The 25,381-nt window shown below is 65.2% G+C and carries 28 protein-coding genes; 11 read left to right on the plus strand and 17 right to left on the minus strand.

Annotation, left to right across the window (positions count from 1 at the left end; genetic code table 11):
* Positions 1-284 precede the first annotated feature (284 nt).
* Positions 285-1,505 (plus strand): c-type cytochrome, encoded by a 1,221-nt coding sequence (locus XI03_RS29670; RefSeq protein ID WP_271594119.1) that lies wholly within the window; start codon positions 285-287, stop codon positions 1,503-1,505.
* Positions 1,506-1,561: 56 nt separating this feature from the next.
* Here the strand turns inward: XI03_RS29670 and XI03_RS29675 are convergent, their stop codons facing one another.
* Positions 1,562-2,206, minus strand: coding sequence for a trimeric intracellular cation channel family protein (locus XI03_RS29675; protein ID WP_095426236.1), 645 nt, complete (start codon positions 2,204-2,206; stop codon positions 1,562-1,564).
* A 175-nt stretch (positions 2,207-2,381) separates the two neighbouring features.
* On the opposite strand from XI03_RS29675, the gene XI03_RS29680 reads away from it, so the two are divergent.
* Positions 2,382-2,774 (plus strand): hypothetical protein, encoded by a 393-nt coding sequence (locus XI03_RS29680; protein WP_028140977.1) that lies wholly within the window; start codon positions 2,382-2,384, stop codon positions 2,772-2,774.
* Positions 2,775-2,837: 63 nt separating this feature from the next.
* Here the strand turns inward: XI03_RS29680 and XI03_RS29685 are convergent, their stop codons facing one another.
* The 3 genes from XI03_RS29685 to XI03_RS29695 form a co-directional block, all read right to left on the minus strand.
* A complete protein-coding gene (locus XI03_RS29685; protein ID WP_028140978.1) occupies positions 2,838-3,647 on the minus strand; it encodes an isocitrate lyase/PEP mutase family protein in 810 nt (269 codons plus the stop codon).
* Between the two features lie 93 nt (positions 3,648-3,740).
* Positions 3,741-4,091: an antibiotic biosynthesis monooxygenase family protein gene (locus XI03_RS29690; protein ID WP_271594120.1), complete on the minus strand. Its 351-nt coding sequence runs from the start codon at positions 4,089-4,091 to the stop codon at positions 3,741-3,743.
* A gap of 24 nt (positions 4,092-4,115) precedes the next feature.
* The gene (locus XI03_RS29695) at positions 4,116-4,424 is read right to left on the minus strand and encodes an NIPSNAP family protein (RefSeq protein WP_018322300.1); all 309 of its coding nucleotides are present in this window, start codon (positions 4,422-4,424) and stop codon (positions 4,116-4,118) included.
* A gap of 247 nt (positions 4,425-4,671) precedes the next feature.
* Between XI03_RS29695 and XI03_RS29700 the strand changes: the two genes are divergently transcribed.
* The gene (locus tag XI03_RS29700) at positions 4,672-5,370 is read left to right on the plus strand and encodes a winged helix-turn-helix domain-containing protein (RefSeq protein ID WP_028140979.1); all 699 of its coding nucleotides are present in this window, start codon (positions 4,672-4,674) and stop codon (positions 5,368-5,370) included.
* A 316-nt stretch (positions 5,371-5,686) separates the two neighbouring features.
* Positions 5,687-5,935: a GCG_CRPN prefix-to-repeats domain-containing protein gene (locus XI03_RS29705; protein ID WP_026202719.1), complete on the plus strand. Its 249-nt coding sequence runs from the start codon at positions 5,687-5,689 to the stop codon at positions 5,933-5,935.
* 176 nt (positions 5,936-6,111) lie between these two features.
* Here the strand turns inward: XI03_RS29705 and XI03_RS29710 are convergent, their stop codons facing one another.
* Both XI03_RS29710 and XI03_RS29715 read right to left on the minus strand, forming a co-directional pair.
* Entirely contained in the window at positions 6,112-6,387 is a 276-nt protein-coding gene (locus tag XI03_RS29710) for a twin-arginine translocation signal domain-containing protein (RefSeq protein WP_271594121.1), read from the minus strand.
* Between the two features lie 132 nt (positions 6,388-6,519).
* Positions 6,520-6,834, minus strand: a complete 315-nt coding sequence (locus tag XI03_RS29715; protein WP_038950432.1) for a hypothetical protein — start codon at positions 6,832-6,834, stop codon at positions 6,520-6,522.
* Between the two features lie 130 nt (positions 6,835-6,964).
* Between XI03_RS29715 and XI03_RS29720 the strand changes: the two genes are divergently transcribed.
* The gene (locus XI03_RS29720; protein WP_271594122.1) at positions 6,965-7,621 is read left to right on the plus strand and encodes a glutathione S-transferase family protein; all 657 of its coding nucleotides are present in this window, start codon (positions 6,965-6,967) and stop codon (positions 7,619-7,621) included.
* Between the two features lie 88 nt (positions 7,622-7,709).
* Here XI03_RS29720 and XI03_RS29725 read toward each other — a convergent pair whose 3' ends face one another.
* Both XI03_RS29725 and XI03_RS29730 read right to left on the minus strand, forming a co-directional pair.
* Entirely contained in the window at positions 7,710-8,057 is a 348-nt protein-coding gene (locus XI03_RS29725; RefSeq protein ID WP_092260186.1) for a hypothetical protein, read from the minus strand.
* A gap of 110 nt (positions 8,058-8,167) precedes the next feature.
* Positions 8,168-9,700: an acyl-CoA carboxylase subunit beta gene (locus XI03_RS29730; RefSeq protein ID WP_028140984.1), complete on the minus strand. Its 1,533-nt coding sequence runs from the start codon at positions 9,698-9,700 to the stop codon at positions 8,168-8,170.
* 138 nt (positions 9,701-9,838) lie between these two features.
* Here XI03_RS29730 and XI03_RS29735 point away from each other — a divergent pair, with 138 nt between their 5' ends.
* The 3 genes from XI03_RS29735 to XI03_RS29745 all read left to right on the plus strand — a co-directional run bounded on the left by XI03_RS29735 (position 9,839) and on the right by XI03_RS29745 (position 12,226).
* Positions 9,839-10,243 carry a DUF4260 domain-containing protein gene (locus tag XI03_RS29735; RefSeq protein ID WP_028140985.1) on the plus strand — a complete coding sequence of 135 codons (405 nt, stop codon included), beginning with the start codon at positions 9,839-9,841 and terminating at the stop codon, positions 10,241-10,243.
* Positions 10,244-10,395: 152 nt separating this feature from the next.
* The gene (locus tag XI03_RS29740) at positions 10,396-10,989 is read left to right on the plus strand and encodes a hypothetical protein (protein WP_271594123.1); all 594 of its coding nucleotides are present in this window, start codon (positions 10,396-10,398) and stop codon (positions 10,987-10,989) included.
* Between the two features lie 232 nt (positions 10,990-11,221).
* The gene (locus tag XI03_RS29745) at positions 11,222-12,226 is read left to right on the plus strand and encodes a dienelactone hydrolase family protein (RefSeq protein ID WP_271594124.1); all 1,005 of its coding nucleotides are present in this window, start codon (positions 11,222-11,224) and stop codon (positions 12,224-12,226) included.
* A 154-nt stretch (positions 12,227-12,380) separates the two neighbouring features.
* Here XI03_RS29745 and blaOXA read toward each other — a convergent pair whose 3' ends face one another.
* The 4 genes from blaOXA to XI03_RS29765 all read right to left on the minus strand — a co-directional run bounded on the left by blaOXA (position 12,381) and on the right by XI03_RS29765 (position 16,038).
* Positions 12,381-13,199: a class D beta-lactamase gene (gene blaOXA, locus XI03_RS29750; RefSeq protein WP_038973064.1), complete on the minus strand. Its 819-nt coding sequence runs from the start codon at positions 13,197-13,199 to the stop codon at positions 12,381-12,383.
* A gap of 125 nt (positions 13,200-13,324) precedes the next feature.
* On the minus strand, positions 13,325-13,588 hold the full coding sequence (locus XI03_RS29755) for an EscU/YscU/HrcU family type III secretion system export apparatus switch protein (protein ID WP_028140989.1): 264 nt from the start codon (positions 13,586-13,588) through the stop codon (positions 13,325-13,327).
* A complete protein-coding gene (gene fliK, locus XI03_RS29760) occupies positions 13,585-15,186 on the minus strand; it encodes a flagellar hook-length control protein FliK (protein WP_271594125.1) in 1,602 nt (533 codons plus the stop codon). Before fliK ends, XI03_RS29755 begins: the two co-directional genes overlap by 4 nt.
* 57 nt (positions 15,187-15,243) lie before the next feature.
* Positions 15,244-16,038: an ATP12 family chaperone protein gene (locus XI03_RS29765; protein ID WP_038950216.1), complete on the minus strand. Its 795-nt coding sequence runs from the start codon at positions 16,036-16,038 to the stop codon at positions 15,244-15,246.
* Between the two features lie 74 nt (positions 16,039-16,112).
* Between XI03_RS29765 and XI03_RS29770 the strand changes: the two genes are divergently transcribed.
* Positions 16,113-16,559 carry a hypothetical protein gene (locus XI03_RS29770; RefSeq protein WP_028140992.1) on the plus strand — a complete coding sequence of 149 codons (447 nt, stop codon included), beginning with the start codon at positions 16,113-16,115 and terminating at the stop codon, positions 16,557-16,559.
* Between the two features lie 192 nt (positions 16,560-16,751).
* Here the strand turns inward: XI03_RS29770 and XI03_RS29775 are convergent, their stop codons facing one another.
* The 3 genes from XI03_RS29775 to XI03_RS29785 are packed head-to-tail and all read right to left on the minus strand — an operon-like array spanning position 16,752 to position 20,774.
* Positions 16,752-17,984, minus strand: coding sequence for an RluA family pseudouridine synthase (locus XI03_RS29775; RefSeq protein ID WP_271594126.1), 1,233 nt, complete (start codon positions 17,982-17,984; stop codon positions 16,752-16,754).
* Between the two features lie 52 nt (positions 17,985-18,036).
* Complete coding sequence (locus XI03_RS29780; RefSeq protein WP_271594127.1) at positions 18,037-19,371, minus strand: replication-associated recombination protein A; 1,335 nt, start codon at positions 19,369-19,371, stop codon at positions 18,037-18,039.
* Positions 19,368-20,774, minus strand: a complete 1,407-nt coding sequence (locus XI03_RS29785) for a DegQ family serine endoprotease (RefSeq protein WP_028140995.1) — start codon at positions 20,772-20,774, stop codon at positions 19,368-19,370. The genes XI03_RS29780 and XI03_RS29785 overlap by 4 nt, the downstream gene beginning before the upstream one ends.
* A gap of 312 nt (positions 20,775-21,086) precedes the next feature.
* Between XI03_RS29785 and XI03_RS29790 the strand changes: the two genes are divergently transcribed.
* Positions 21,087-22,700, plus strand: a complete 1,614-nt coding sequence (locus XI03_RS29790; protein ID WP_271594128.1) for an OprO/OprP family phosphate-selective porin — start codon at positions 21,087-21,089, stop codon at positions 22,698-22,700.
* Between the two features lie 174 nt (positions 22,701-22,874).
* Here XI03_RS29790 and XI03_RS29795 read toward each other — a convergent pair whose 3' ends face one another.
* Positions 22,875-23,252 carry a winged helix-turn-helix transcriptional regulator gene (locus tag XI03_RS29795; RefSeq protein WP_271594129.1) on the minus strand — a complete coding sequence of 126 codons (378 nt, stop codon included), beginning with the start codon at positions 23,250-23,252 and terminating at the stop codon, positions 22,875-22,877.
* A 134-nt stretch (positions 23,253-23,386) separates the two neighbouring features.
* Between XI03_RS29795 and XI03_RS29800 the strand changes: the two genes are divergently transcribed.
* Complete coding sequence (locus XI03_RS29800; protein ID WP_271594130.1) at positions 23,387-24,400, plus strand: zinc-binding alcohol dehydrogenase family protein; 1,014 nt, start codon at positions 23,387-23,389, stop codon at positions 24,398-24,400.
* Between the two features lie 131 nt (positions 24,401-24,531).
* On the opposite strand, the gene XI03_RS29805 is transcribed toward XI03_RS29800, so the two are convergent.
* A complete protein-coding gene (locus tag XI03_RS29805; RefSeq protein ID WP_271594131.1) occupies positions 24,532-25,320 on the minus strand; it encodes an SDR family NAD(P)-dependent oxidoreductase in 789 nt (262 codons plus the stop codon).
* Positions 25,321-25,381 lie beyond the last annotated feature (61 nt).

Consider the following 25,381-nt stretch of genomic DNA (forward strand, 5'->3'; position numbering starts at 1 on the left):
GCTGTCCTCTTTTTGCGCCCTGTTCAGGTCTTGCTGACTTAAGCCGTTGCCTTCCCGTTGTTTTTAGCTAGGGCGCGCCGACCAGTTTCGCCACTCTATGTCGGATATTTCACGATCCGCATCACAAATCTGGACCAAAGGGAGCGCCGGGTAAAAATCGCAACTTCGTGGCCTGAAACACGCTGGGCATTTTCAATTTGTGTCACCATACCCCCACTGTGGCGAAACGAACTGATGCCCCTGTCGTGCCCGATGCGGGCGATTGGTCGCAGGAGAGGCTTGCGATGCGGACGATTCTGACTGGCTCGGCTCTTGTCGGCCTGGCGTTGTGCAGTGCGGTTGCAAGCGCAGCCCGCGCTGCCGAGCCGTCGCCGGAGCTGATCGCCTACGGCAAGACGCTGGTCGAGGCCGGCGACTGCGCGGGCTGCCACACCGCCGATCCGGCACAACCGTTCGCGGGCGGCAAGCGCATCGACACGCCATTCGGCGCGATCTATGCGCCGAACCTGACCCCGGACCGCGACACCGGGATCGGCGCCTGGCTGGATGCCGATTTCACCCGCGCATTGCGCACGGGCGTCGCGCCCGACGGGTCGAACTACTATCCGGCCTTCCCCTATCCCTACTTCACGAAGATGACGAAGGACGACACGCTGGCGATCCGCGCCTATCTCGGCACGCTTGCGCCCGTCGTCAGCCGCAACAAGCCGCCGGAGCTGCGCTGGCCGTTCGGCTATCGCGGCCTGATGCGGGTCTGGAACGCGATGTATTTCAAGCCCGGCCTGTACGAGCCGGACCAGAGCCAGAGCGCGGCGTGGAATCGCGGCGGCTATCTCGTCACCGGGCTCGGTCATTGCGGCGCCTGCCACACACCGAAGAACTATTTTGGCGCGGACAAGCAGGCGCAGGCGCTCGCGGGCAACGAGGTCGGTGGCTGGTACGCGCCAAGGCTCGACGGCGCTTCCCGCACGGGCCTGAAGTCGTGGAGCGAGGCGGACATCGCCGAATATCTGCAGAGCGGGCGCAATGTCAGGAGCCATGCCGGCGGGCTGATGGCGGAGGTCGTCGTCAACTCGACCTCGAAGATGAGCGATGCCGATGTGCGCGCGATCGCGGTGTACCTGAAGAGCCTGCCGCCGTCGCGGCGCGAGACGATCGTGACGCCGCCTGACGATGCCGAGATGAAGGCGGGCCAGGCGGTCTACGCAAAGCTCTGCATCGCCTGCCATGAAGCCGACGGCTCGGGGGCGCCGCGCATCTATCCACCGCTGCCGGGCAATGCGCTCCTGCAATCGATCAATCCGTCCTCGACGTTGCGCATCATTCTCGACGGCGCCCACACCGTGACCACACCGCGCGCGCCCAACACCGGCGAGATGCCGCCCTATGCCAGGCTGTCCAATGAGGAGATCACGGCGGTGACGAACTACATCCGCAACTCCTGGGGCAATGCGGCCCCGCTGGTGACGCCGGCGCAGGTGGCGAAGGCCAGGAAGCAGGAGTAGCTCCATCCCCGTCATCGCTGTAACGACGATGTGGATGGAGTGAGGTCACGTAACCTCTACCTCTCCTCCTCCCCGGTGAACACGAATTTCGGCATCTCCCATTTGTAGCGCACCGCGAGCAGGCGCAAGCTGAGACCGAGCACGAAGGTCAGGATCGTCCAGAGCTCGGCGTTGAGGTTGAGGCCGAAGGCGGTGGCGTAAAACAGTCCCGTCACGACCGAGACGCTGGCGTAGAGCTCGGACCGAAACAGCAGCGGCACGTCGTTGCAGAGCACGTCGCGCAACACGCCGCCGGCGCACCCGGTCACCATGCCCGAGACGATCACGATCGGCAGCGAAGCATCCATCTGCCAGGCGACGTCGCAGCCGGCCATGGTGAAGACGACGAGCCCGATCGCGTCGAGCACGATGAAAGCGACCTTCAGCCGGTGCACGAGGCGCGCGAACAGAATGGTGAGGAAGGCCGCACCACCGGCCAGCGCCAGATAGATGGGATTGGCGACCCAAACCAACGGATAGTGCCCGAGGAAGAGATCGCGCAACGTGCCGCCGCCAAGCGCGGTGATGCAGCCGAGGAAGCATACACCTAACCAGTCCATGCTGCGGCGTCCGGCAGCAAGTGCAGCCGTCATGCCCTGGGCGGCTATCGCAACCAGGGACAGGAAATGCAGCACGGTATCGCTTGGCGGCAAACTCCACATTGGCTTGTTCCCTCGCGATTGTCCTCGTCGCAGCCATGGAACTCGCGTCCAGTTCCCGAATGAACAGGTTCCCGATTCCCGGTGGCGGGGCAACATCCGACGAAAGCATAAGGAGGCGCGGAACAGAATCTCGCATCCACGGGTTGTCCGGGCGTCACAACCGAGGAGACAATCGATGGCTGACGACCGTTTTCCCAACGATCCGTACCGCCCGAACCTCGCCGACGATGAGTATCTTCGCGCGGCGCGCCGGGATGGCGACCTTCAGGCCGATCCCGAGCTTGGCGAAGGCCCCGCCTCCAGCGGCAAGGTTGCGTTATTCGCCGTTGCGATTGCACTGGTGCTGGGTGCCGTGTTCTACGGCCTGAACAATACGACCACTGGCAACCAGGCCAGCAACGCGCCGGCGACTCAGACCGCACAGCAGGCGCCTCCTGCCAATCCGGCCGCGCCTCCCGGTATGCGCGACGTGACGCCGCGCAACAACACCGAGCCGGGCGTGACGACCGGTGCGGCGCCGACGAAGCCGGCCCCGGACACGCAGAAGCCGTCTGACGGCGCGAAGTAACACTTCGCAATAGCGCGTGAAGCGGCGGGACTCAAAAAGTCCCGCCGCTTTTTCGTTGTGTTCCTAGCTGAACATCTTGTTGAGTTCGCCGCCGGGATAACCGCTGCCGAGTTCAGTGAATGTCCCCTTCTCCGCCATCTCCTTTGCCGCACGCATGAAGCCGCCCCAGGCGGCGCGGGCGAGCGAGCCGCCGACGCTGATCCGGCGCACGCCGAGATCTTCGGCCTGCTGCAACGACAGGCCGGAGGCGCCGATCAGGAGGTTGAACGGCTTTGGTGCGACAGCCTTCACCACAGCAGAGATGTCCTCGCGGGTCTTCAAGCCCGGCGCATAGAGGCAGTCCGCGCCGGCATCGGCGTAAGCGGTGAGCCGGTCGATGACGAGCTTCAAATCGGTCACGCCCCACAGATAGGCTTCGCAGCGGCCGACCAGCAGCGTGCCGCTGTCGCCGATCGCCTTGCGCGAGGCCTTGATGCGCTCGACCGCGAGTGCGCGATCGTAGAGCGGCTTGTCCTTGTCGCCGGTGGAATCCTCGATCGACAGGCCGGCGACGCCGGTGCGCACGCAGCGCTCGACATTGTCCGCGACCCTGTCCGGCTCGACCGCAAAGCCGCCCTCGAAATCGGCGTTGACGGGGATGTCGACGGCCGAGCTCAATGCTGCCAGATGCTGACAGACGTCCTCGACGTTGACGTGGTTGTCGGCCTTGCCGATGGTCCAGGCAAAGCCCGCGCTCGACGACGCAATCGCCTTGAAACCGAGATGCTGCAATGCCTTGGCACTGCCGTTATCGACCGGATTGGGCAGGATGAAGCAGCCGCTTTCGTGCATCTTCTTGAAGGTGGCGCGCTTGTCCGCGGTCGTGACGTGCATGTTTCTTCTCCCTTTGTTGGCCGCGCAGACATAGGCGCCCTAACCCGGCAGCGCCAGTGCGCGCCTGGCAGCGCCAGTGCGCACCCGGCTGCGCTAGTGGGCGTCGTGCACCGCCCGGCTGTCCTTCGGCGCCTGCTCGCGATCATTCATGCCGTAGTCTCTGACCACGCTGGCGATGCGCAGATGATAATCGGCAAAGATCTGCGCGCGGCCCTTGGCCTGGGTGCGGCGGTGCTCCATCGAGTTGCGCCAGGCCTGCACCGCCGCCTCGTCACGCCAGAACGACACCGACAGGATCTTGCCCTTCTCGGTCAGGCTCTCGAAGCGCTCGACCGAGATGAAGCCGTCGATGGTTTGCAGGATCGGCTTCAGATCGGCTGCGAGGTCGAAATAGTCCTGGCGGTGTTCCGGCTTCGGCCAGACCTCGAAGATCACGGCGATCATGGGCATCTCCTGCTGCTATCGGACCTACAATACCACCTTGCGCAGGAAGGTGCGCTCTTCCGCGAGGATGAATTTGTGTTCCTCGGCGAAATGGAAATTCGCCATTCCTTCCGCGTCCTGCCGCAGCCGCGCGCGATAGGCCTCGTATGCGGCCAGACTCTCGAAGCTGATCAGACCGAAGGCGATGTTGTTGGTGCCTTCATGCGGCATGAAATAACCGATCAGGTCACCGCCGCATTTCGGGATGATGGTGAGCCAGCGCTTCGAATATTCCTCGAACTGCGCGCGCTTGAACGGGTCGATCTGATAGCGGATGAAGACGGTGACGGACATGATGGCTCCTGGGTTGCGACCGCCATTGCGAGCGAAGCAAAGTCTCGTAGGGTAGGCAAAGCGACTTGTCCGCCGTAGCTCGAAGAGCGAAGGCGGAAGCGTGCCCACGTCGTTTCCCCGCAACGACGAATGGTGGGCACGTCGCTACGCTCCTTTGCCCACCCTACGGCTTCGCTGCGCGCGCAATGACGACTTGGTGAGAGGCTACGCCCTTGCCCGACTACAATGCTTCGGCTACCATCGAAGCATGAAATCAGGACCCGACATCGCCCTGGTCGCTTCGCTGGTCGGCGATCCCGCGCGCGCCAACATGCTCACCGCGCTGATGAACGGCCGCGCGCTCACGGCGAGCGAGCTGGCGCAGGAGGCCGGCATCACGCCGCAGACTGCGAGTTCGCATCTGGCCAAGCTCGAGGCCGGCGGGCTGGTCGAGCCGGAGAAGCAGGGCCGCCACCGCTACTATCGCCTCACCGACGACGACGTCGCCGGCGTGCTCGAGGGCCTCGCAGGCCTGGCCGCGCGGACCGGCCACATGCGGGTGCGCACCGGGCCGAAGGACCCGGCGCTGCGGCGCGCGCGGATCTGCTACGACCACCTCGCCGGCGATCTCGGCGTGCAGATGCTGGATTCCCTGCGCGAGCGGAATCTGGTCAGGCAGAAAAAGCAGGACATCGAGCTGACGGCTGAGGGCGAACGCTTCCTCGCCAAGCATCTGCAGATCTCGACCGGCATGCTCACCCATCCGCGCCGCCCGGTGTGCAAGGCCTGCCTCGACTGGAGTGAGCGGCGGCATCACCTCGCCGGCACGCTGGGGGCCGCCATGATGCAGCGCTTCGCCGAGCTGAAATGGGCGGCGCGCGACGCCACGCCCGGCAGCCGCGTCGTCAACTTCACCCGCACCGGCGAGAAGCAGTTTGCCGCGCTGTTCGGCGACGGGAAGGACTGACCCGCGCGCCGCGGCACCGGCAGTGCGCGCCTGAATGCTCCCGGGCCGGCGTCCTGGAGGATTTCTGCCGAGCCGGCCGCCAACACCAGTTTCTGTCGCGCCAAGCCGCATGCGGGGAACGTTCATGCCGCATTCAGGTCATGATTGGCAGATTTGGATCGCACCGTGTCGGCGTGTTGCAAAATTTAACATGTCGAATCGTGTCTTTTGATTCATTGTGCGCCGCAAGCGCCAAGCCGCTAAAGACTTGCTCCAAAGACTTGCCCCAAAGACCCGCCCCCGAAAGACCTGCCCCAAGGACGAGAAGGAAGATCACATGAAATACCTGTTCGCCGCCGCTATGCTCGCCAGCGCGGTTGTCGGTTTCAGCGAGGCCGCCAGCGCCGCGCAGGGTTGCGGCCCGGGTTGGTATCGTGGCGCCTACGGCGGCTGTCGCCCGATGCGCGGCGCGGTCGTTGTGCGCCCCGCCCCTGTAGTGGTCGCTCCGCCCGTCGTCGTCGTGCCGCGCGCGCGTGTTTGCCCCTATGGCTTCCGCTGGTACGCCGGCCGCTGCCGCCCGTTCTGATCTCTTTGCATCGCAAGATGGCCGCGCAGGTTCAGCCTGCGCGGCCATCTTCGTTTTCAGGCTTGTTCGTTTTCAGGCTTGCTGCCGACGATTCGTCCGCCTTGGAGTTTCGGCGGCCAGAAAACGAAACGGGGACCGCAGCTGCGATCCCCGTCCAATTCGCGGCTTGCCGCGGCTTACCAGTGGCGGCGGTGCCAGCGCCGGCGATGCCGGCGCCAATGACGGTGCCCCCAGCCGTGATGACGGCCATGCCAGTGAACCTGTTCGGGCGTCAGCTTGGCGGCTTCCTCGCTGGTGGTGACGGCCGGATGAGCGTCGGGATTGCCTTGCGGCGTGCGAGCGGGATCACTGAGCGGCTGCGGCGACAGCGGCGCGGCCTGCGCGGTCGCGGCGAAGGCGGCGGCGCCCGCCGTCACCCCCAGTGCAAGTTTCAAAAAGTTTCGACGCTCCATGACATGTCCTCTAGGCTACCTGGCAAGTGATGCAGAGGGAGTGTCGCGGTCACGACATGAACCAAGGCTGAATCCTGTGTTCAGATTCAAGAATGAAGTGAGGTGGAGAATTCGTAGCTAGGATGGACCTCGCTACTTCGCAAACTCCTGCGCCAGCACCAGCGTCTCGCGCGAACGCTTGACGTCGGGCCAGTCGCGCTTGAAATCGGCGACGAGTTGCTTGAGCGCATCGCCCTTCAGCACCGCCGCAAGCTTGGCCTCGTCATCGAACTGATACATCGCCTGATGCAGCGAGGGATCGTCCAGGCTCCAGAACCGCCAGGCTTTACTCACGCCGAATGCCTTCACCGCGTCGGGCACATGTTCCGTCTCGTACCATTTGTCGAAAGCAGCGCGCTGGGCGGGATCGGAGACGGTGGCGCGGACGACGAAGAAAGCTGATGGCATCGGGTTTCCTCCTGTTGTTTGGCGCGAGCCTAGCCGGATACGCCGCCGCCGACAAAAAGACTTGGCGCGGGTGTCGGAACGGGCGCCCTTCGCTCGTCCTTTGTTTCGAACCAGGACACGGAGACAGCAAATGGCCGACCTCACCCTGACCACCTTCAATTGGGTTCCCGAACCGCCGCGCGGATTCGTGCGCGACCTTCGCGTGCGCTGGGCGCTCGAAGAGGCCGCGCTGCCCTATCGCGTCGCGAGCGCCCCGTTCGACGATCGCGGCGCCGCACATTTCGCGCACCAGCCGTTCGGCCAGGTGCCGTGGCTGACCGACGGCGACCTCTCGATCTTCGAGACCGGCGCGATCCTGCTGCATCTCGGCGGGCTCAGTGCGAAGCTGATGCCGACCGATCCGCGCGGCCGCGCCGAGACGACGGAATGGGTGTTCGCGGCACTCAATTCGGTGGAGATGGCGAGCCTGCCCTGGGGAATGTCGAAGTTCATGGGCCATCCGACCGACACGGCGGCGTGGAAATTCGTCGACGACTTCCTCAAGCTTCGGCTGAAGCATCTCGAGCCGGTGCTGGCCGGCCGCGAATGGCTGGCCGACTCCTTTTCCGTCGCCGACATCCTGATGGCGGACGTGCTGCGCGTCATCGGTGGTTTCGACGGGCTGGCGGACAGTCCTGCCTGCCGCGCCTACGTCGCGCGCGCCACAGCCCGCCCGGCGTTCATCAAGGCCCATGCCGACCAGATGGCGCATTTCGCCGCCGCGGATAAGGCGCGCACCGGTGCGTAGGGCGGATTAGCGGAGCGTAATCCGCCAACGCCTGCATCCGGCGATAAAGACATTGGCGGATTACGCTGTCGCTAATCCGCCCTACACCTCACACCAGCTTCAGCGGCGCATCAGCGACCACGCGCAGGTCGATGCTGCCGATCAACGCCGCACGGCGTGCCTCCGCTGCGCTGATGGCGTCGTCCGTCTGCCGCAACGTGGAGACGTTCGAGCCGAGCGACACGATCCCGCCCAGCACCAGCGCAATCGATCCGAGGGCTGCGGTCTGACCAAACCCAAACACACCTAGGATCGTTACCAACAGCAGCGCCGCCCCGCCCCCGATCGCGATCTTGGACGCCAGAATGTACTTCCGGCACCGCTCCGCGATCTCGGCCAGCCGCTCGATGCGATCTTCGATGTCGGAGATTTCGTCGGTCGGATCGTCTTCGGTCATTGGATCGAGGATGCCAAATCAGCAGAACGCGGTCGCCCGCACGAGCAAAGGGACATGCGGGACCTCGGCAAAGACCCGGATGTCGCTGCGCTCATCCGGGCTATGTTCCCTCACAACGGCAAATTGTCGTGCTTCTTCGCGGGCGTTTCGACCTTCTTGTCCTTCAGCATCGCCAGCGCGCGGGCGATCCGCTTGCGCGTCGAGTGGGGCATGATGACGTCGTCGATGTAGCCGCGCTCGGCGGCGATGAAGGGTGACAGGAAGCGGTCTTCGTATTCCTTGGTGCGCGCGGCGATCTTGTCGGGGTCGCCGATGTCGGAGCGGAAGATGATCTCGACCGCGCCCTTGGCACCCATCACCGCGATCTGGGCGGTCGGCCAGGCGTAGTTCATGTCGGCGCCGATCTCCTTGGACGCCATGACGTCGAAGGCGCCGCCATAGGCCTTGCGGGTGATGATGGTGACCAGCGGCACGGTGCACTGCGAATAGGCGAACAGCAGCTTTGCGCCGTGCTTGATCAGGCCGCCATATTCCTGCGCGGTGCCCGGCAGGAAGCCCGGCACGTCCACGAAAGTGACGATCGGGATGTTGAAGGCGTCGCAGAAGCGGACGAAGCGCGCGGCTTTGCGCGAAGCGTCGCTGTCGAGCACGCCGGCCAGCACCATCGGCTGGTTGGCGACGAAGCCGACGGTGCGGCCCGCGATGCGGCCAAAGCCGGTGACGATGTTCTTGGCGAACATGTCCGCGATCTCGAAGAAGTCGCCCTCGTCCACGACCTTCAGGATCAGCTCCTTCATGTCGTAGGGCTTGTTCGGATTGTCGGGGATCAGCGTGTCCAAGGACATGTCGACGCGGCCGATGTCGTCGAAGCTCGGCCATTCCGGCACGCCGTCGCTGTTGTTGGACGGCAGGAAGTCGATCAGGCGACGCATCTGCAGCAGCGTCTCGACGTCGTTCTCGAAGGCGCCGTCGGCGATCGAGGAGCGCGTGGCGTGCACCGAGGCACCGCCCAGCTCTTCGGCGGTGACGACCTCGTTGGTGACGGTCTTCACCACGTCGGGGCCGGTGACGAACATGTAGCTGGTGTTCTTCACCATGAAGATGAAGTCGGTCATCGCAGGCGAGTAGACGTCGCCGCCGGCGCAGGGGCCCATGATGACGGAGATCTGCGGGATCACACCGGAGGCGAGCACGTTGCGGCGGAACACGTAGGAATAGCCGGCGAGCGCGGCGACGCCTTCCTGGATGCGGGCGCCGCCCGCGTCATAGAGGCCGATGATGGGCGCCCGCGCCTTCATCGCCATGTCCTGGAGTTTCGTGATCTTCAGCGCGTGCGTTTCCGAGAGCGAGCCGCCGAACACCGTGAAGTCCTTCGCGAACACGAACGTCTTGCGGCCATTGACGGTGCCCCACCCGGTAACGACGCCGTCGCCGGGCACCTTGTTCTTCTCCATGCCGAACTCGGTGGAGCGGTGCTCGACGAACATGTCGAATTCCTCGAACGACCCCTTGTCGAGCAGCAGCTCGATTCGCTCACGCGCGGTCAGCTTGCCGCGGGCGTGCTGCGCCTCGATGCGCTTCTCCCCGCCGCCGAGCTTTGCGCCGGCGCGACGATCTTCAAGGGCGTCCAGGATGTGTTTCATTTGCTCCCGCCAGTTCTTAAGTGATGCGGGGTTCTAACACGGCATTTTGCGGACCGGAAAGCGCCTTTCCGCGCCGCAGGGCTGCCCTGTCCGGGCTAAAAGCGTGAGAGATTACAAAGTTTTGCCCGGGAGGCGAGCATGGATGAGAGAATGGCCGAGACCGGTGCGGCGACGGGCGGCGTCAACATCCTGTTGCGATTGGAGGGCCTCACCCTGTTTATCGGGATGGTGATGCTTTACTGGGCCTGGGACGGCTCCTGGCTGGTCTTTGCCCTGCTCTTCTTCGTCCCCGATCTCAGCTTCCTGGCATACCTGTCCGACGCCAAATTCGGCGCGCTGGTCTACAACGCTGCCCATAGCTACATGGCGCCGGTGTCGCTGCTGACGCTGGGCTTCGGCCTCGGCTCGCCGCTCACCTTGTCCATCGCCCTGATCTGGCTCGCCCATATCGGCATCGACCGGGCACTCGGCTATGGCCTGAAATATTCCGCAGGGTTCGGCTTCACCCATCTGGGCCGGATCGGGCGGCAAAAGGACGCCTGACACCGGCAAATTTGGTGGCCCGGCCCGGTTGACCGGGCCTGCCGATTCAGGCTTGCTTCGACCTCGCGATCAGGCGCCGAATGTTGCGTGAGCCCAGTTGGTACGGCGGCGGTCGTTACGCCTTGGCTCGAGCATCACGCAAGCATACTGAGATGTCCGCGACGGTCGTCCCCCTGCCGCCGAACTCGTCATCCCAAACCATCGACTTCCTGCGGCGGATGGCCAGCATGGTGTCGGGGCGGAACGGCGAGATGCTGCTGCGTGCCGCAAGCCTCATCGAGTCACTGGCACAGCGGGCAATGTCGGCCGAGCGGCTCTATCATGAGCAGCTGGATGCGAGCACGCGTAACGCCGAGCTGCGCAAGGCCGCCGATCTCGCCTCCGATGCCATGGTCGGCCAGATCGAGGTGCTGCGCGTACAACTTGCCGAGGTCACCGCGGCCGCCGCCGCCGAGCGCGCCGCCTTCGATGCCGAGCGCGGCAAGCTGATCGGCGTGATGCAGAATGCCGAGAGCCATATCGGCAAGCTCACAACCGAGCTGGACAGCTTGCGCGCCTCCGTCGACAGCTTCAACGCGACCGCGGTCTCGGTGCCGATCGAGGTGCTGCGGCTGGCGCGGACGCAGTTCGATTTCCTCTCCGCCGGCTTTGCCCGCAAGGGCGACGTGATCTCGCAGGCGATGAGCGAGATCGGCGGCTTCGCGATCGACCAGGCGCTGACGGCGAAGAAGGCGGACACCGCGTGAGGCGGTGCCAAAGGAGGTCGTCATGCCCGGGCTTGTCCCGGGCATCCACGTTCTTAGCAGCAGTCGATAGACAAGATCGTGGATGGCCGGGACAAGCCCGGCCATGACGCTGTGGAAGCGTCGAGGTCTCGAACTCTCACCTCATACGCGGTAGCGCTGAATCTGCCTGCGTCAAATTGACAGCGCGCAGGACGGTTGATCTACTGCCCGAAAATATCAGGGAGGGATCGCGATGGCCACCAACTGGCGCGCTACAGCAGTGCTCATGGCGCTGTGCATTTCGAGTTCGTTCCCGGCCTGCGAAGCCGTCGCGCAATCCCTGCCCAAGGAAGTCGCCACCCGGGCCGAGATCTATCCGATCCCCTCGCTCACTCTCTCCGACCAGCAATTTCTCAGCGGTGATGCGGCGGCCGGCAAGCCAGTGACGGTGGCGGCCGAATTCCGCGTCGCGCAAGGCAGCGGAAAGCTCCCCGTCGTGGTGCTGATGCACGGCTCCAGCGGCGTCGGCGCCACCACGGAGGCCTGGGTGCACGCGTTCAACGCTATGGGCATCTCGACCTTCGTGATCGACGGATTCACCGGCCGCGGGCTGACGGTGGTGGGACCAAATCAGGCGCTGCTCGGCCGGCTCAATCTGATCGTCGACATCTACCGCTCGCTGGAAATTCTGGCAAAGCACCCGCGCGTCGATCCTGACCGCATCGTGCTGATGGGCTTCTCCCGCGGCGGACAGGCGACGCTCTATGCGAGCCTCGACCGCTTCAACAAGCTCTGGAACAAGTCCGGCATCCAGTTCGCCGCCTATATCCCGTTCTATCCGGATTGCTCGACGACGTATCGGAGCGACGACGAGATCGCCCCGCGTCCGATCCGCATCTTCCACGGCACGCCGGATGACTACAATCCCGTCAAGAGCTGCAAGGCTTTGGTCGAGCGGCTCAAAGTCGCGGGGCGCGACGTGGTGCTGACGGAATATCCTGATAGCGCGCACGGGTTCGACAGCGGTCTGCTCGGTGCCAACACGGTAGCCGTATCAGCCAATTCGCAGACCGTGCGCAATTGCCGGATCAAGGAAAGCGACGGCGGCGTGCTGATGAACGGCGATACCAATGCGCCCTTCACCTACAAGGATGCCTGCGTCGAGCTGAACCCGCATGTCGGCGGCAATCCGAAGACGGCCGCCGAGTCGCGCAAGGCGGTGGAGGAGTTTTTGCAGGTGTTGTTCAAATTGGGTTGAGAAGGCCCTCGGCTTGCACCGGTGCCGTAGGGTGGGCAAAGCGTAGCGTGCCCACCATTTGCCGATAACTAGAGAGATGGTGGGCACGGCGCTACGCGCCTTTGCCCACCCTACGGCGGCTGCGCTCGACGAGAACGATTGCACGACTCACAGGCTAGATCGCGCCGATCTCGGCAAGGCAGGCTTGCGTCAGCGTCATGCGCTCGCCGACGAGACGCGGCTCCTTGCAGTCCATGTTGAGCGCGAACACCGTGTGCGCCTCGCCCTTCTCGGCCCAGCCCACCATCCAGCCGAGCGACGGCTCGCCGCGTTCGGCCCCCAGCAGTCCGGACTTGGCGCGAATGACGCTGTCGCCGACCTTGGTCACCGGCAGAATATCGGCGACGAGATCCTGGCTGCGCTTGCTGACCGGCAACGTGCGGCGCCGCAGCCGGTCGACGAAATCGACCTGCTCGACCGGATCGATGCGTAAATTCCCGGTGAGCCAGAACTGGTCGATGCCGCCGCCGATGTCACGGTTGCCATAGTCGAACTCGTCGACATACTTCTGCATCCGCTCCTGCCCGATCCGTCGCGCGATCTCCTGATAGACCGGCACCGCGCTCACGGCGATCGCGCTACGCAACGTGTGATCCTTGTTCCAGGCTTCGATCGGACGCTTGACGCCGTCCCAGGGGAACACGTCCTTGTCGGGGTCAGTGACGACGCCCGTCTCCAGCGCGATCAGCGAGTTCGGGATCTTGAAGGTCGAGGCCGGCAGCTTGCCCTCGCCCGAACGCTCCTTGTCACTGGCGACGATCAGATAGTCCTCGACCTTGTAGCCGACAAAGGTGCCTGATGTGCCGAGGTCGGTGAAGCGCTTTGCGAGGCTATCACGGATCTCATTGCGCGGCGGCGCGACATGGGCGAGCGCGCGCTGCGGCAGGATGGCAGATGCGGCGAGAAGGCCGAGGGTGGAACGGCGGGTGAGCAAGAGCGATGTCCATTGAGTCATGAAAGCGGCGCGACCATGCAGCCGCTCCATGGTGAAACGATGACAGGTCACTTCTTGAGCATGATCTATTCGGAAAACCGCTGCACACTTTTCCGGATCATGCTCTACCGCCCCCGGCCCGACAGCCGCAGCACGAACACCAGCACTTCGGCGACGGCCTTGTAAAGGTCCGGCGGGATCTCCTCGCCGAGCTCGACCTTGGACAGCGCGCCGGCCAAAACCTCGTTTTCCTCGATCGGGATGTCGTGGGCCTTGGCGATCTCCACGATCTTTTCGCCGATCGTGCCCTTGCCCTTGGCGACGACGACGGGCGCGTTGGTACCCTTTTCGTAATGCAGCGCGATGGCGAGCTTGGACGGATCGCTCATGTCGCCCGATCCAGAAAGTGGCCGGCGCGGGCTGGTGCCGGCTGCGGCGGGGTGCCCTCGCGGACCAGAATGTCACCGGGATTGAGCTCGGCTCGTGTCAGCGCCTGATTGAGCTCACCGATGCCGGCGCGGAGCTGCTGGACCGTGGCCGGCCGCTCCGCCCACATCCGCACGAAAGTCTTGTCGCCGTTCAGCGTGATCAGCGCGTGCACGGGGCCGGCCGGCTCGACGTTGAGCGAGAAGCGCGCGCGCCAGGCGCGCTTGGCGGCATCGGCGGATTCGCCAGCGCCATCGCGCGAGATCTCGAACTGCGCCATCGCGGTGCCCTGCGGCGTTGCGAACGGAATCTCGAAATTCCACTGCGGCACGGCCGGGTCGATGCGGTGGCCACTGGCGTCGGTGCGATCCGGGAGCGAAGCGATTTGCAACAATGTCTGCCGCGCAATCGCCGCATCAGTGTCGTCGATCAGGCGATGCACGGTTGCAGAGAGCGGCGTGTCCGGCGCGAGCGAGGGCGAGGCGATCGCCTGCGGCGAGGGCAATGCACCGCGGAACGGCGGTGGCGTCGCGCGTGCGGCTGCTTCGAAGATCTGGCCGTCCGGCACGGTCTTGTTCGAGCCGGGCACGTTGCCGGTCAGGCGCGGCAGGTTTTGCGTGACCTCCTGCAGCAGGCTCGCGGCAAGGCCGGCGGACATGGTGTGCGGCATCGCGGCTTGCTGAGCGTTGCCGGCAACGTCCGCCAGCACGGCGGCCGCGAGATTGGCGTTGCGCGGCGTCTGCGCGATCTCGGGGCCGGACGGGGGCGCGGATTGCGCGGCCTCACCTGCGGCCTGAGCAGGCGCGATGGCGACCTGCGGTGTCCCCGTCGTCGCAGCCGGAATTGCCGCGCCGTGTGGCGCGGCGGTTTCGAGCGTGGTCAGCGTCTGGCGCAGCACCAGCAGCGCCGCCTTCAGGTCGGGCGTCGTGCAGGCGAGCGGCCTCGCGCCGGCGGCCAGCGCAGCCTCGAAGAACAAGCCGGATTTCTGAAACGCGGTTTCGACATCGGCGCCATCGAGCCCGGGACTGAGCGGCGTCTGCTGCGCCAGCACGTCCAGCACCGCCTGCTTCAAGCCCGCAGGCAAATCGCTGGCGGTGACGACGGATGCCAGATTGGCGAACAGCGGCGCCTGGCTGCCCTGTTTTGTGGCGGCCTCGGCCGAGGCCGCGGTGACGGCGACCTGCTCCAATGGCGTCAGCGTGTTGCGCGTCGTGGTCGCCGATGGCGCCAGCGGCGGGCTTTCCACCAGCGAAGCCGCACGCGGCGTCAGCGTGACCTGATCGGGAGCTGCCCCCCCTGCCCCGTTCATCACGGCGAGCCTGATGGTGCCGTCGTTCTGCGACACCGCCAGCTGGAGATTCTGCCCCGGCGTCAGCGCCACCTCCGACATCACGTCCATCGAAAGGTTGGCGATCGCGATCCGCACCAGATTGTCGGCCATCACACTGACGACCCTGGCATCGACGACGCTGCCGGCCTGCAGCACGAGGTCGGGCGTCGTCGCATCAGCCACGGGGCTGGCGGCACTGACGGGGAGGATGGAAGTGACCGGCGTCGGCATCTCAGGGGGCCCATGGAGCGCTGGCCACACCCTAAGGCCGCCGTCGTAAACCTCTCGTTAAGGACCTTCGACTGCGGACGCCTTTGCCGCCGCCAGAACCGCCACGGCGGCCTCGAAATCCCTGAGACGGGTGGCCCGGCGGCTGGCGGCCTCCTCGTCCACGCCCCATTGGTCGATGTTCCAGTCCTCATCGACATGGGCGGCGGCCCAGACCTGGCCGGCATCGCGCACGCCATGAGCGAGCGCCAGCGCCAGCAGCGCCGAGCCGGTCAGGGTCGTCACCACGTGGAGTGCGGCGACCGACCAGGCGTCCCCCGGCAGCGCCGCGCGCGCGGCCTCGACCGCCTCGTCGGGCTGCTTCACATGCATGACGCCCTCGGACAGGATGAAATGCGCGCCCAGCGCGTCCGCGGCCCAGAACAGCACGGGATCCCAATGCGCGGCCTCGCGGGCGACCAGCCCTTCGGGATGGCCGGCACGATAGAACAGCAAATCGGACTCGAGATATTTCGCGAGGTCGTCGCTGACCAGCTCGACCTTATCGACCACGCCCTCGACCACGCTGTTGGCGATCCGCGTCAACGGCATGGTCACGGGGTCGATGCTCTCGCCCTGAGCCGCCCATTCCGCGGCCACCGCATCGGCGAGCGCGCGCGACGGAATCACCACCTGGCGGCCGGAGGGCGTGCGGATCGGCTTGCCGTCGAGCGTGATGGCGAAACCGCCCTCGGCTTCGGTCGCGCTCGCCTCCTTGTAGAAGCGCTTGCGCTGCGGCGTGCGCGCGGACGCGCGCGCCGATTCCCGCGGATCCGGCGGGGGCTGCCCTGCAGCTTCTTCGAACAATTCGCGCATGTGAGTTCTCGGTCCCGATCGCTGGATGCTAGGCTTTTAAGATAAAAGCGGCGGCCGATAAAGCGAGCGCGGGCATGAGGGAACTTGCGGGCATTGCGGCCCTGTTCGCCGGGCTATGGCCAGCTGCGGCGGAGGCGGGCTTTCGCACCCCGGAATCGCTGGTGCGCAACGTCTACGCCCATTACGGCGACGGCGCGCCGGAGCTGTCCAAAGGCCTGCCGCGGGATGCGGTGACCGCCCGGCAATTTTTCGATGCGCCCCTGCGCAGGGCCTGGAGCGCGCCGCGGGTCGAGCCCTACGACTTCCTGGTGCAGAGCCCGAGCTGGCAGCTCGGCCCTGTTACGATCGCGGTCGTGCGCAGGCAATACGACAAGACCTATGTCGCGGCGAATTTCGACAATCGCGGTCGGAAGGTCGCGCTGAACTTCGTCCTGGTCAACGGCCCCGATGGCTGGCTGATCACGGACATCGAGAGCGCGCATGACAGCTTGCGGATGTTTCTGGAGCAGTTCCGGAAGTGAGCAACGTTAGCCAGCCAAATCCTCGGTGTCGTCCCGGCGAAAGCCGGGACCCATAATCACAGGGAGAAGTTTGGCGAAGACCGCAGTTGAACTTCTTCGTCGGTACGAAGACTGCGCGTCACAGATAGATTCCGCGGTATGGGTCCCGGCTTTCGCCGGGACGACACCGGGGAAACTCGCGCCCTCCGCCCCCTACTCCTCCGGCGCGTTCTCGATCGGATCAAACCGGCTTGCATCGAGCCCGAGCAGATTCCACGACTGCTGCATGTGCGGCGGCAACGGCGCGGTGGCGTCGATCACGCCGCCGCGCGGATGCGGAATGACGATGCGGCGTGCCAGCAGATGCAGCCGGTTTTGCAGGCCCCCCGGCAGCTGCCAGTTCTCGATGTTGAAATATTTGGGATCGCCGACGATGGGATGGCCGATATGGGCCATGTGGGCGCGGAGCTGATGGGTGCGCCCGGTCACCGGCTTCAGCGACACCCAGGTCAGCTTGTTGCCGGCGGTCTCGACCACCGCGTAATATGTCACCGCGTGGCTGGCGCCCTCGTCGCCATGCTGGGCGATGCGCATGATGGTGTCATCCTCGCTCTCTTCCTTGGCGAGGAAGGTCGAGATGCGGCCCTGCTTCGGCTTCGGCAGGCCCGGCACCAGCGCCCAATAGACTTTTCGCGCCGAGCGCGAGCGGAACGCGCCGGTCAGATGCGAAGCGGCGAAGCGCGTCTTGGCGACCAGCAGACAGCCTGACGTCTCCCGGTCGATACGATGCACCAGGCGTGGCTTCTGGCCCTTGGAATCGCGCATCACCTCCAGCATCTGGTCGATGTGCCGCGTCATGCCCGAGCCGCCCTGCACCGCAAGGCCGGCCGGCTTGTTCAGCACGAGGACGTCGTCGTCCTCAAAGATCGTCATCTCCTTCAGCGCCTTGAGCGTCTTCTGGGCAGCTTCCGACAGCTCGCCGACGGCCTTCGGCGTGTCGAGCTTGAGCGGCGGAATGCGGACGCTCTGGCCCTCCTCCAGGCGGTCCTTGCTGTCGACACGCTTGCCGTCGACGCGCAGCTCGCCTTTGCGGACGACACGCTGGATGTGGGAGAACGACAGGCCGGGAAAGCGCGCCTCGAGGAAACGATCGACGCGCATGTTGTTCTCGTCGGCGGTCACCTTGACGGTCTGCACCTTGGTCGGCAGCAGCGCCTCCACGGGCTTCTCGGGCGCGGCCCTTTCCAGCTCAGCCTTCTCCAGCCTAGCCTTGGGCGCGCGCCGCTCGGCACGCTCGCCGGCAAAGCGCGGCGGCTTGCTGCCGCCGGGCTTGCCACCCGGCCGCGGTCCCGCGGTCTTCGCGCTACGCGCCTTGAACGGGCGGGATTCCTTGCGCTCGTCGCGCGAGCGGGGCTTTGGATCGGTTCTTTTGATGCGGCGGCTCATGGTTGCCTGCGTACCCTAAAAGCCGGGTCCCGTCACGGCGAAATGGCCGTTTTTAGCGCGAGCCGCCCCGCTCCTTCCGCAGCTTGGCCCAGTAATCCAGCCGCTTCCGGATCTCGCGCTCGAAGCCGCGCTCGGGTGGGTCGTAGAAGGTCTGGCGGCCCAGGGCTTCCGGAAAGTAGTCCTGGCCGGAAAAGGCATCGGGGGCGTCGTGGTCGTATTCGTAAGACGCGCCGTATCCTTCCGACTTCATCAGCTTGGTCGGCGAATTGAGGATGTGCTTGGGCGGCAGCAGCGAGCCGGCTTGCTTTGCGACCTGCATCGCGGTGCCGAAGGCGGTGTAGACTGCGTTCGATTTCGGCGCGGTGGCGAGATAGACGACGGCCTGCGCGATGGCGAGCTCGCCTTCGGGATGGCCGAGGAAGTCGAACGCGTCCTTGGCCGCATTGGCGATGACGAGCGCCTGCGGATCGGCAAGGCCGATGTCCTCCACCGCCATGCGCACGACGCGGCGTGCCAGGAACAGCGGGTCCTCGCCGGCATCCAACATGCGCGCGAGATAATACAGCGCAGCATCGGGATCGGAGCCGCGCACAGACTTATGCAGCGCCGAGATCAAATTGTAATGGCCATCGGCCGATTTGTCGTAGATCGGCGCGCGACGCTGCAAAATCTCCTGCAACTGCGCAGCATTGAAAATCTCGTCCGCCCTCGCCGAGCGCCAGACCTCTTCGGCGAGCGTCAGCGAGGCGCGGCCATCGCCATCGGCCATGCGCACCAGCACCGCGCGCGCCTCGGCATCGAGCGGCAGCTTCCTGCCTTCAACCTCCTCGGCATGCGCGAACAGTTTTTCGATCGCGGCGGCATCGAGCGAGCGAAACACCAAGACGCGCGCGCGCGAGAGCAACGCCGCGTTGAGCTCGAAGGACGGATTCTCGGTGGTGGCACCGACCATCACCACCGTGCCGTCCTCCATCACGGGCAGAAACGAATCCTGCTGGGCACGGTTGAATCTGTGCACCTCGTCGACGAACAAGAGCGTGCCCTTGCCCATCTCGCGGCGGGCGCGCGCGGCGTCGAACGCCTTCTTCAGATCGGCGACGCCGGAGAACACCGCGGAGATCTGCTCGAAATGCAAATCCGTCGCATCCGCGAGCAGCCGCGCCACCGTGGTCTTGCCGGTGCCGGGCGGGCCCCAGAACACCAGGGAGCCGAGCGTGCGCGTCTCCAGCATGCGGGTCAGCGCGCCGTCAGGGCCGAGGATGTGATCCTGGCCGACGACCTCCGACAGCGCGCGCGGGCGCAGCCGGTCCGGCAGCGGATGCGGAGCCTCGTGGTCGAGCCCCGCCGCGGCAAAGAGCGTTGGCGTTTGTGGTCGCTTCGGACTCATCCGCCCAGCGTGACGTTGATCTGCTGGCCGCCGCGCACCAGCGTGATACGCCAGATGCGCGGGCGCTCTCCGGCCGCCTTTTCGAGGTCACCGGTCCTGCTGATCTTCTGGTTGTTGACCGCCAGAATGATATCGCCCTTCTGGAAGCCGACATTTGCGGCCGCACTGTCGCCGCCGAGATCGGTGATCACGACACCCTCGGTATCTGCATCCAGATGCAGCTCGTCGGCCACCGCCGGCGTGATGGTCGAAACCTTCGCGCCCTGGAACGGCGATCGCGCGGTGACGACGAGCTCGTTACGTCCCGTATCGGGCGCGGTCTCCAGCGCCACCGTCAGCTTGAGCGGCTTGCCGCTGCGCTGCACGTCGATCTGCGCGCTGCCGCCGAGCGGACGGGTAGCGAAGCGATAGTCGAAGGCATTGGGATCATCCACGGTCTGGCCATCGATCCCGGTGATGAGATCGGAGGACTTCAGGCCGGCCTTCGCGGCGGGGCCGTTCGACACCACGCTCGCGACCAGCGCGCCGGTCGGCGATCGCAGGCCGAGGCTCTCGGCGATCTCGGGCGTCACCGCCTGCAATCTTGCCCCGAGCCACGGCCGCTTCACCGCCTTGCCACCGCTCTTGGCGGAGGCGACGACGACACGCACCATGTTCGCAGGGATCGCAAATCCGATGCCTTGCGAGCCGCCGGAGCGCGAATAGATCGCGGTGTTGATGCCCGCCAGCTTGCCGGCCATGTCGACCAGCGCGCCGCCGGAATTGCCGGGATTGATCGCCGCATCGGTCTGGATGAAAAACTGATAATCGGTGATGCCGACCTGCGTGCGCGCCAGCGCCGAGATGATGCCGTGAGTCACGGTCTGGCCGACGCCGAAGGGATTGCCGATCGCGAGCACGACGTCGCCGACCAGCAATTCGTCGGAATTGGTGAAATCGAGGGTCGGGAATTTCTCCTTGGTGTCCTTCAGGCGCAGCACGGCAAGATCGGTGCGCGTATCCTTCAGCAGGATCTCCGCCTCGAACTCGCGCTTGTCCGACAGCGACACCTTCACCTGGTCCGCGCCCTCGATGACATGGACGTTGGTGACGACGAGGCCGGACGCATCGACGATGACGCCGGAGCCGAGCGAGCGCTGCATCTGCTCGGGCTGCTGGCCCGGCACGCCGAAGAAGCGGCGGAAGATCGGATCGTCCAGCAGCGGATTGCGGTTCTGCACCACCTTGGCGGCATAGACGTTGACCACGGCCGGCTGCACCCGCTGCACGATCGGCGCATAGGACAGCCGCAGCTCGGCCGGCGACGACGGGACCCGACGGTCCTGCGCCGCGGCCGGGTTGAAGTGGGCGGAAAAGCCTATGCACAGTGCCGTGACGACGGCGGTCCGGATCGATCGAAACATTCCTACCTCTTGGAAAAGACGCCGGAATATAGGCGCGTTCGCCCCCCAATAGAAGGGTGCCGGGCGGCAATTCGCCCCCCTTTCCGGTGTGTCCGGAATGCAAGCTCGGCGTGCGAATCGGCAATTTGCCTGAGGGCTCGATTGGCATGATGTGCATCATCCCGCATTGTGGAGCCGAGGGGATTCGGTTGCGGCGAATTTGCATCAGCAGGAACCCGCTTAACGGGGCGCAGCGTCGCGGGGCAGTCATCTATCATACCTAGGCTCTTCCGCCGGCGGCTTAGAAGTTTCGTCAAACGATGGAGTCATGACGTGAGCAGGACAAGGATTGCAGCCACGGCGATCAGCCTCGCCGGAGCGTTGGCGGCCTCGCAGGCCCAGGCCCAATCAGCAAGCAGCAGCGAGCAGGAGATCGCGCTGCTCAAACAACAGTTGAAGATGCTGGAGCAGAAGCTCGACAAGCTCCAGAGCCAGACCGCCGCAAACACGGCGGCCACGGCAAAAGCCAAGGCCGAAGCAAAGGCCGAGGCCAAAGCCGAAGCGCGCTCGGAGGCGAAGGCGGTGGTGGCCAACGCGAACGCGGCGATCCCCGTCAAGGGACCGGCGACTGCGTCCGGCGTGGTCGTGACCATGCCGAACAACCGGCCGACCATCTGCACCGCGGACCAGGCAAATTGCGTCGCCATCACCAGCCGCCTGCACTGGGATGTCGGCGGCTATGACTATCGTCCCAACACGGCGGCGACCGTGCCGCAGAAGCTCGACAGCGGCCAGAACGTCCGCCGCGCGCGCATCGGCGTCACCGGCAAATTCTTCAACGACTGGAACTTCGCGCTGGTCTACGATTTTGGCGGCTCGTCCGACGGTTTTGGCGGCACGGCTCCTGGATCACTGCCGGGCGGCGGCGTCTCCGGCGTCGAAAATGCCTATCTCAGCTACACCGGCTTGAAGCCGTTCGGCGGCAAGATGGCGATCGAAGCCGGCATCATGGATCTGCCCTACACGCTCGATGAGGCCACGAGCTCCAATGACATCATGTTCATGGAGCGCGCCTCGGCCGGCATCATCGCCACCAATATCGCTGCCGGCGACTTCCGCTCCGCGGCCGGTACGCGCTGGTACAACGACCAGCTCTGGATCGGCGGCTATGTCACGGGGCCGTCGACCGGTGCGATCCACTCGGCTTCAAGCGCGGCGCCGGCAGGTACGAGCGAGCAATACGGCGCTGTGGCGCGCGTTGCAGGCAACCCGATCAGCGGCAAGGACTATTCGGTGCATATCGGTGCCGACGCCCAATGGCTGATCCAGCCGCCGCGCAATCTCATCGCCAACACGCAAACCGTCACGCTCAGCGATCGTCCGGAATTGCGTCTCGACCCGACCACGCTGATCTCGACCGGCGCGATCGCCAATGTCTCGGGCGCGCAGGTCTACAGCGTCGAAGCCGCGGCGACCTACGGCCCGCTCATCGTTCAGGGCGAATACTTCTGGTACAATGTCGACCGGACCGCCAACACCGGCGTGCCGCTGGTCGGCGCACCCAGCCTGAAATTCCAGGGTGGCTACGCGCAGGCCGGCTACGTGTTGACGGGCGAAGGCCGCAGCTACAATGCGGCGAACGCGGCCTATAGCGGCGTCAAGCCGGCGCATCCGTTCTCGCTCGAAGGCGGCGGCTGGGGTGCGTGGGAGATCGCGGGGCGCTTCTCGACGGTCGACCTCAACAATCAATTGGGCACAGCGACCGGCATCGCCGGCGGCCGGCAGACCGTCTACACGCTGGCGCTCAACTGGTACGTCAACGGCAACGTCCGCTTCATGCTCGACTATCTGCATGGCACGGTGTCGAAGCAAGCCTCGCCGATCTCGACCGCAGACGTCGGCTCGAAGTTCGACGCGGTCGCGATGCGCACGCAATTCGCGTTCTGAAGCCATGGACGTCGTCCCGGGGCGCGCGCGAGCGCGAACCCGGGATCCATAGCCACAGGGAGTAGTTTGGCGAAGGCTCGGAGTTGGCAGCTCGTGCTGAAACTTCTTCCCGGGGTTATGGATCCCCGCGTTCGCGGGGATGACACCGAGAGTGCGGCGCCACCTTGGACAAACTCACGCCGCGCGCTTCGGCTTCTTCACCACGGCCGGCGCCGGTGCGCAGGACAGGCGCTGCTGGTGGCTCTCGCCCCAGGCCTTTAGGATATCGATCACCGGTTTGAGGCTCTCGCCGAGCTCGGAGAGGCAATATTCGACGCGCGGCGGCACCTCGGCATAGACCTTGCGGATGACGAGCTTGTCCTCCTCCAGCGCGCGAAGCTGCTTGGTCAGCATGCGCTGGGTGATGCCGGGCATTCGTCGGCGCAATTCGCCGAAGCGCTGGGTGCCGCTCTGCAGATGGTAGAGGATCACGCCCTTCCACTTGCCGTCGATCAGATCCAGCGTCGCTTCGACCGAGCAGCCCGGGCGCCGGGCCAAATTGCGCCGTTTCATGCGTGTTTTCCCAATAGTATCCAAACAGGGACTATATCCCCGAATTTACAGTACTTGCCAAATTGGAGCTAGCGGGACAGTTAGCAGGCCAGGCGCGCCCATGCCAAGCTGCGCGCATCTGATGGAGACAAGCCATGAAAGCCGTCGGCTACAAGAAATCGCTTCCGATCGAGGATCAGGATGCGCTGATCGATTTCGAAACCGCAAAGCCCGAGCCCGGAGGGCGCGACATCCGCGTCGCCGTGAAGGCGATCTCGGCCAATCCGGTCGATTACAAGGTGCGCAAGCGCGCAGCGCCGCCCGAGGGCGAGACCAAGATCCTGGGTTATGACGCGGCCGGCGTGGTCGATGCCGTCGGGCCCGAGGTCACGCTGTTCAAGCCGGGCGACGAGGTGTTCTACGCAGGCTCGATCCTGCGCCAGGGGACCAATTCCGAATTCCACCTGGTCGACGAGCGCATCGTCGGCAACAAGCCGAAGAGCCTCTCGTTCGCGCAAGCCGCTGCCCTTCCCCTCACCTCCATCACCGCTTGGGAATTGCTGTTCGATCGGCTCGGCGCGGTGCCCGGCAAGAGCGTCGATCCGCGTACGCTATTGATCACGGGCGGCGCCGGCGGCGTCGGCTCGATACTGATCCAGCTCGCCCGCCGCCTCACCGGATTGACGGTGGTTGCGACCGCGACGCGGCCGGACTCGCAGAAATGGTGCCTCGATCTCGGCGCGCATGCGGTGATCGACCACGGAAAACCGATGAAGGAGCAGATCGAGAAGCTCAAGCTGCCGCCGGTCGCGCTGGTGGCGAGCCTCACCTTCACCGATCAGCACTACAAGGCGATCGCCGAGTTCATGGCGCCGCAGGGCCGGTTCGGCCTGATCGACGATCCCCCGGAATTCACCATGAGCACGTTCAAGGGCAAGGCGATCTCGGTGCACTGGGAATCAATGTTCACGCGCTCCTCGTTCCAGACATCAGACATGATCGCGCAGCATCATCTGCTGAACGACGTCGCCGACCTCATCGACAAGGGCGTGCTGCGTACCACGCTCGACCAGACTTTCGGCACGATCAACGCAGCCAACCTCAAGCGCGCGCATGCGCTGCTCGAGAGCGGCAAGTCGCGCGGCAAGATCGTGCTGGAGGGGTGGTAGGCGAAGGCCTCGTAGGGTGGGTTAGCGCAGCGTAACCCACCTCTTCTGCGTCCGCGGATAGTACCGTAGTGGGTTATGCCGAGCAGACGCGCTTCGCGCATCTGCAGGGCTAACCCGCCCTACCGCCTCACCTAGGCGATGGTATTGACGATGCCGCCCTCGGCCCGCAGCGCCGCACCGTTGGTCGCGGACGCCTGCTTCGACGCAACATAGACCACCATGTTGGCGATCTCGTCGACACTGGCGAAGCGTTGCAACAGCGAGCTCGGGCGATGCTGCTTGACGAAATTGGCGGCGGCCTCGTCCACGGACTGACCGTTCTGCTTCGCGAGATCTTTCACAAAAGTCTCGACGCCCTCCGACATGGTCGGGCCCGGCAGCACGGAATTGACGGTGACGCCGGTGCCGCGGGTAAGCTGCGCAAGACCGCGCGCGACCGAGAGCTGGGCCGTCTTGCTCATGCCGTAGTGGATCATCTCGACGGGAATGTTGAGCCCGGACTCCGATGAGATGAAGACGATGCGGCCCCAGTTGCGCTTGAGCATGCCATTCAGATAAGTGCGCGACAGCCGCACGCCGCTCATGACGTTGACTTCGAAGAAGCGGCTCCAGTCCTCGTCCGGAATCTCGAAGAAATCCTTGGGCTCGAAGATGCCGGCGTTGTTGATGAGGATGTCGACTTCTGGCAGCGCCGCAACGAGCGCCTTGCAGCCCGCCGCGGTCGAGACGTCGGCAGCGATACCGCGCACCTTCGCGCCCGTCCCTTCCAGCTTGCGCACGGCGGCATCGACCTTGTCCTGGCCGCGCCCGTTGATCACGACACTCGCGCCGGAGGCCGCGAGGCCTTTGGCGATGGCGTGGCCGATGCCGGCCGTCGAGCCGGTTACGAGGGCGGTCTTTCCGGAAAGGTCGATGTTCATGTCTCATCTCCATCAATGTCGGTGGAGATATCGGGCGCTCGACATGAGACCGCAATTGGCG

The organism is Bradyrhizobium sp. CCBAU 65884 (assembly GCF_028128835.1).
Lineage (GTDB): Bacteria > Pseudomonadota > Alphaproteobacteria > Rhizobiales > Xanthobacteraceae > Bradyrhizobium > Bradyrhizobium ottawaense.

Bases quoted from the DNA above. Each gene is read 5' to 3' on its own strand.
- XI03_RS29670 (WP_271594119.1), top strand. From the start codon at position 285: ATGCGGACGATTCTGACTGGCTCGGCTCTTGTCGGCCTGGCGTTGTGC.
- XI03_RS29675 (WP_095426236.1), bottom strand. From the start codon at position 2,206: ATGTGGAGTTTGCCGCCAAGCGATACCGTGCTGCATTTCCTGTCCCTG.
- XI03_RS29680 (WP_028140977.1), top strand. From the start codon at position 2,382: ATGGCTGACGACCGTTTTCCCAACGATCCGTACCGCCCGAACCTCGCC.
- XI03_RS29685 (WP_028140978.1), bottom strand. From the start codon at position 3,647: ATGCACGTCACGACCGCGGACAAGCGCGCCACCTTCAAGAAGATGCAC.
- XI03_RS29690 (WP_271594120.1), bottom strand. From the start codon at position 4,091: ATGATCGCCGTGATCTTCGAGGTCTGGCCGAAGCCGGAACACCGCCAG.
- XI03_RS29695 (WP_018322300.1), bottom strand. From the start codon at position 4,424: ATGTCCGTCACCGTCTTCATCCGCTATCAGATCGACCCGTTCAAGCGC.
- XI03_RS29700 (WP_028140979.1), top strand. From the start codon at position 4,672: ATGAAATCAGGACCCGACATCGCCCTGGTCGCTTCGCTGGTCGGCGAT.
- XI03_RS29705 (WP_026202719.1), top strand. From the start codon at position 5,687: ATGAAATACCTGTTCGCCGCCGCTATGCTCGCCAGCGCGGTTGTCGGT.
- XI03_RS29710 (WP_271594121.1), bottom strand. From the start codon at position 6,387: ATGGAGCGTCGAAACTTTTTGAAACTTGCACTGGGGGTGACGGCGGGC.
- XI03_RS29715 (WP_038950432.1), bottom strand. From the start codon at position 6,834: ATGCCATCAGCTTTCTTCGTCGTCCGCGCCACCGTCTCCGATCCCGCC.
- XI03_RS29720 (WP_271594122.1), top strand. From the start codon at position 6,965: ATGGCCGACCTCACCCTGACCACCTTCAATTGGGTTCCCGAACCGCCG.
- XI03_RS29725 (WP_092260186.1), bottom strand. From the start codon at position 8,057: ATGACCGAAGACGATCCGACCGACGAAATCTCCGACATCGAAGATCGC.
- XI03_RS29730 (WP_028140984.1), bottom strand. From the start codon at position 9,700: ATGAAACACATCCTGGACGCCCTTGAAGATCGTCGCGCCGGCGCAAAG.
- XI03_RS29735 (WP_028140985.1), top strand. From the start codon at position 9,839: ATGGATGAGAGAATGGCCGAGACCGGTGCGGCGACGGGCGGCGTCAAC.
- XI03_RS29740 (WP_271594123.1), top strand. From the start codon at position 10,396: ATGTCCGCGACGGTCGTCCCCCTGCCGCCGAACTCGTCATCCCAAACC.
- XI03_RS29745 (WP_271594124.1), top strand. From the start codon at position 11,222: ATGGCCACCAACTGGCGCGCTACAGCAGTGCTCATGGCGCTGTGCATT.
- XI03_RS29755 (WP_028140989.1), bottom strand. From the start codon at position 13,588: ATGAGCGATCCGTCCAAGCTCGCCATCGCGCTGCATTACGAAAAGGGT.
- fliK (WP_271594125.1), bottom strand. From the start codon at position 15,186: ATGCCGACGCCGGTCACTTCCATCCTCCCCGTCAGTGCCGCCAGCCCC.
- XI03_RS29765 (WP_038950216.1), bottom strand. From the start codon at position 16,038: ATGCGCGAATTGTTCGAAGAAGCTGCAGGGCAGCCCCCGCCGGATCCG.
- XI03_RS29770 (WP_028140992.1), top strand. From the start codon at position 16,113: ATGAGGGAACTTGCGGGCATTGCGGCCCTGTTCGCCGGGCTATGGCCA.
- XI03_RS29775 (WP_271594126.1), bottom strand. From the start codon at position 17,984: ATGAGCCGCCGCATCAAAAGAACCGATCCAAAGCCCCGCTCGCGCGAC.
- XI03_RS29780 (WP_271594127.1), bottom strand. From the start codon at position 19,371: ATGAGTCCGAAGCGACCACAAACGCCAACGCTCTTTGCCGCGGCGGGG.
- XI03_RS29785 (WP_028140995.1), bottom strand. From the start codon at position 20,774: ATGTTTCGATCGATCCGGACCGCCGTCGTCACGGCACTGTGCATAGGC.
- XI03_RS29795 (WP_271594129.1), bottom strand. From the start codon at position 23,252: ATGAAACGGCGCAATTTGGCCCGGCGCCCGGGCTGCTCGGTCGAAGCG.
- XI03_RS29800 (WP_271594130.1), top strand. From the start codon at position 23,387: ATGAAAGCCGTCGGCTACAAGAAATCGCTTCCGATCGAGGATCAGGAT.
- XI03_RS29805 (WP_271594131.1), bottom strand. From the start codon at position 25,320: ATGAACATCGACCTTTCCGGAAAGACCGCCCTCGTAACCGGCTCGACG.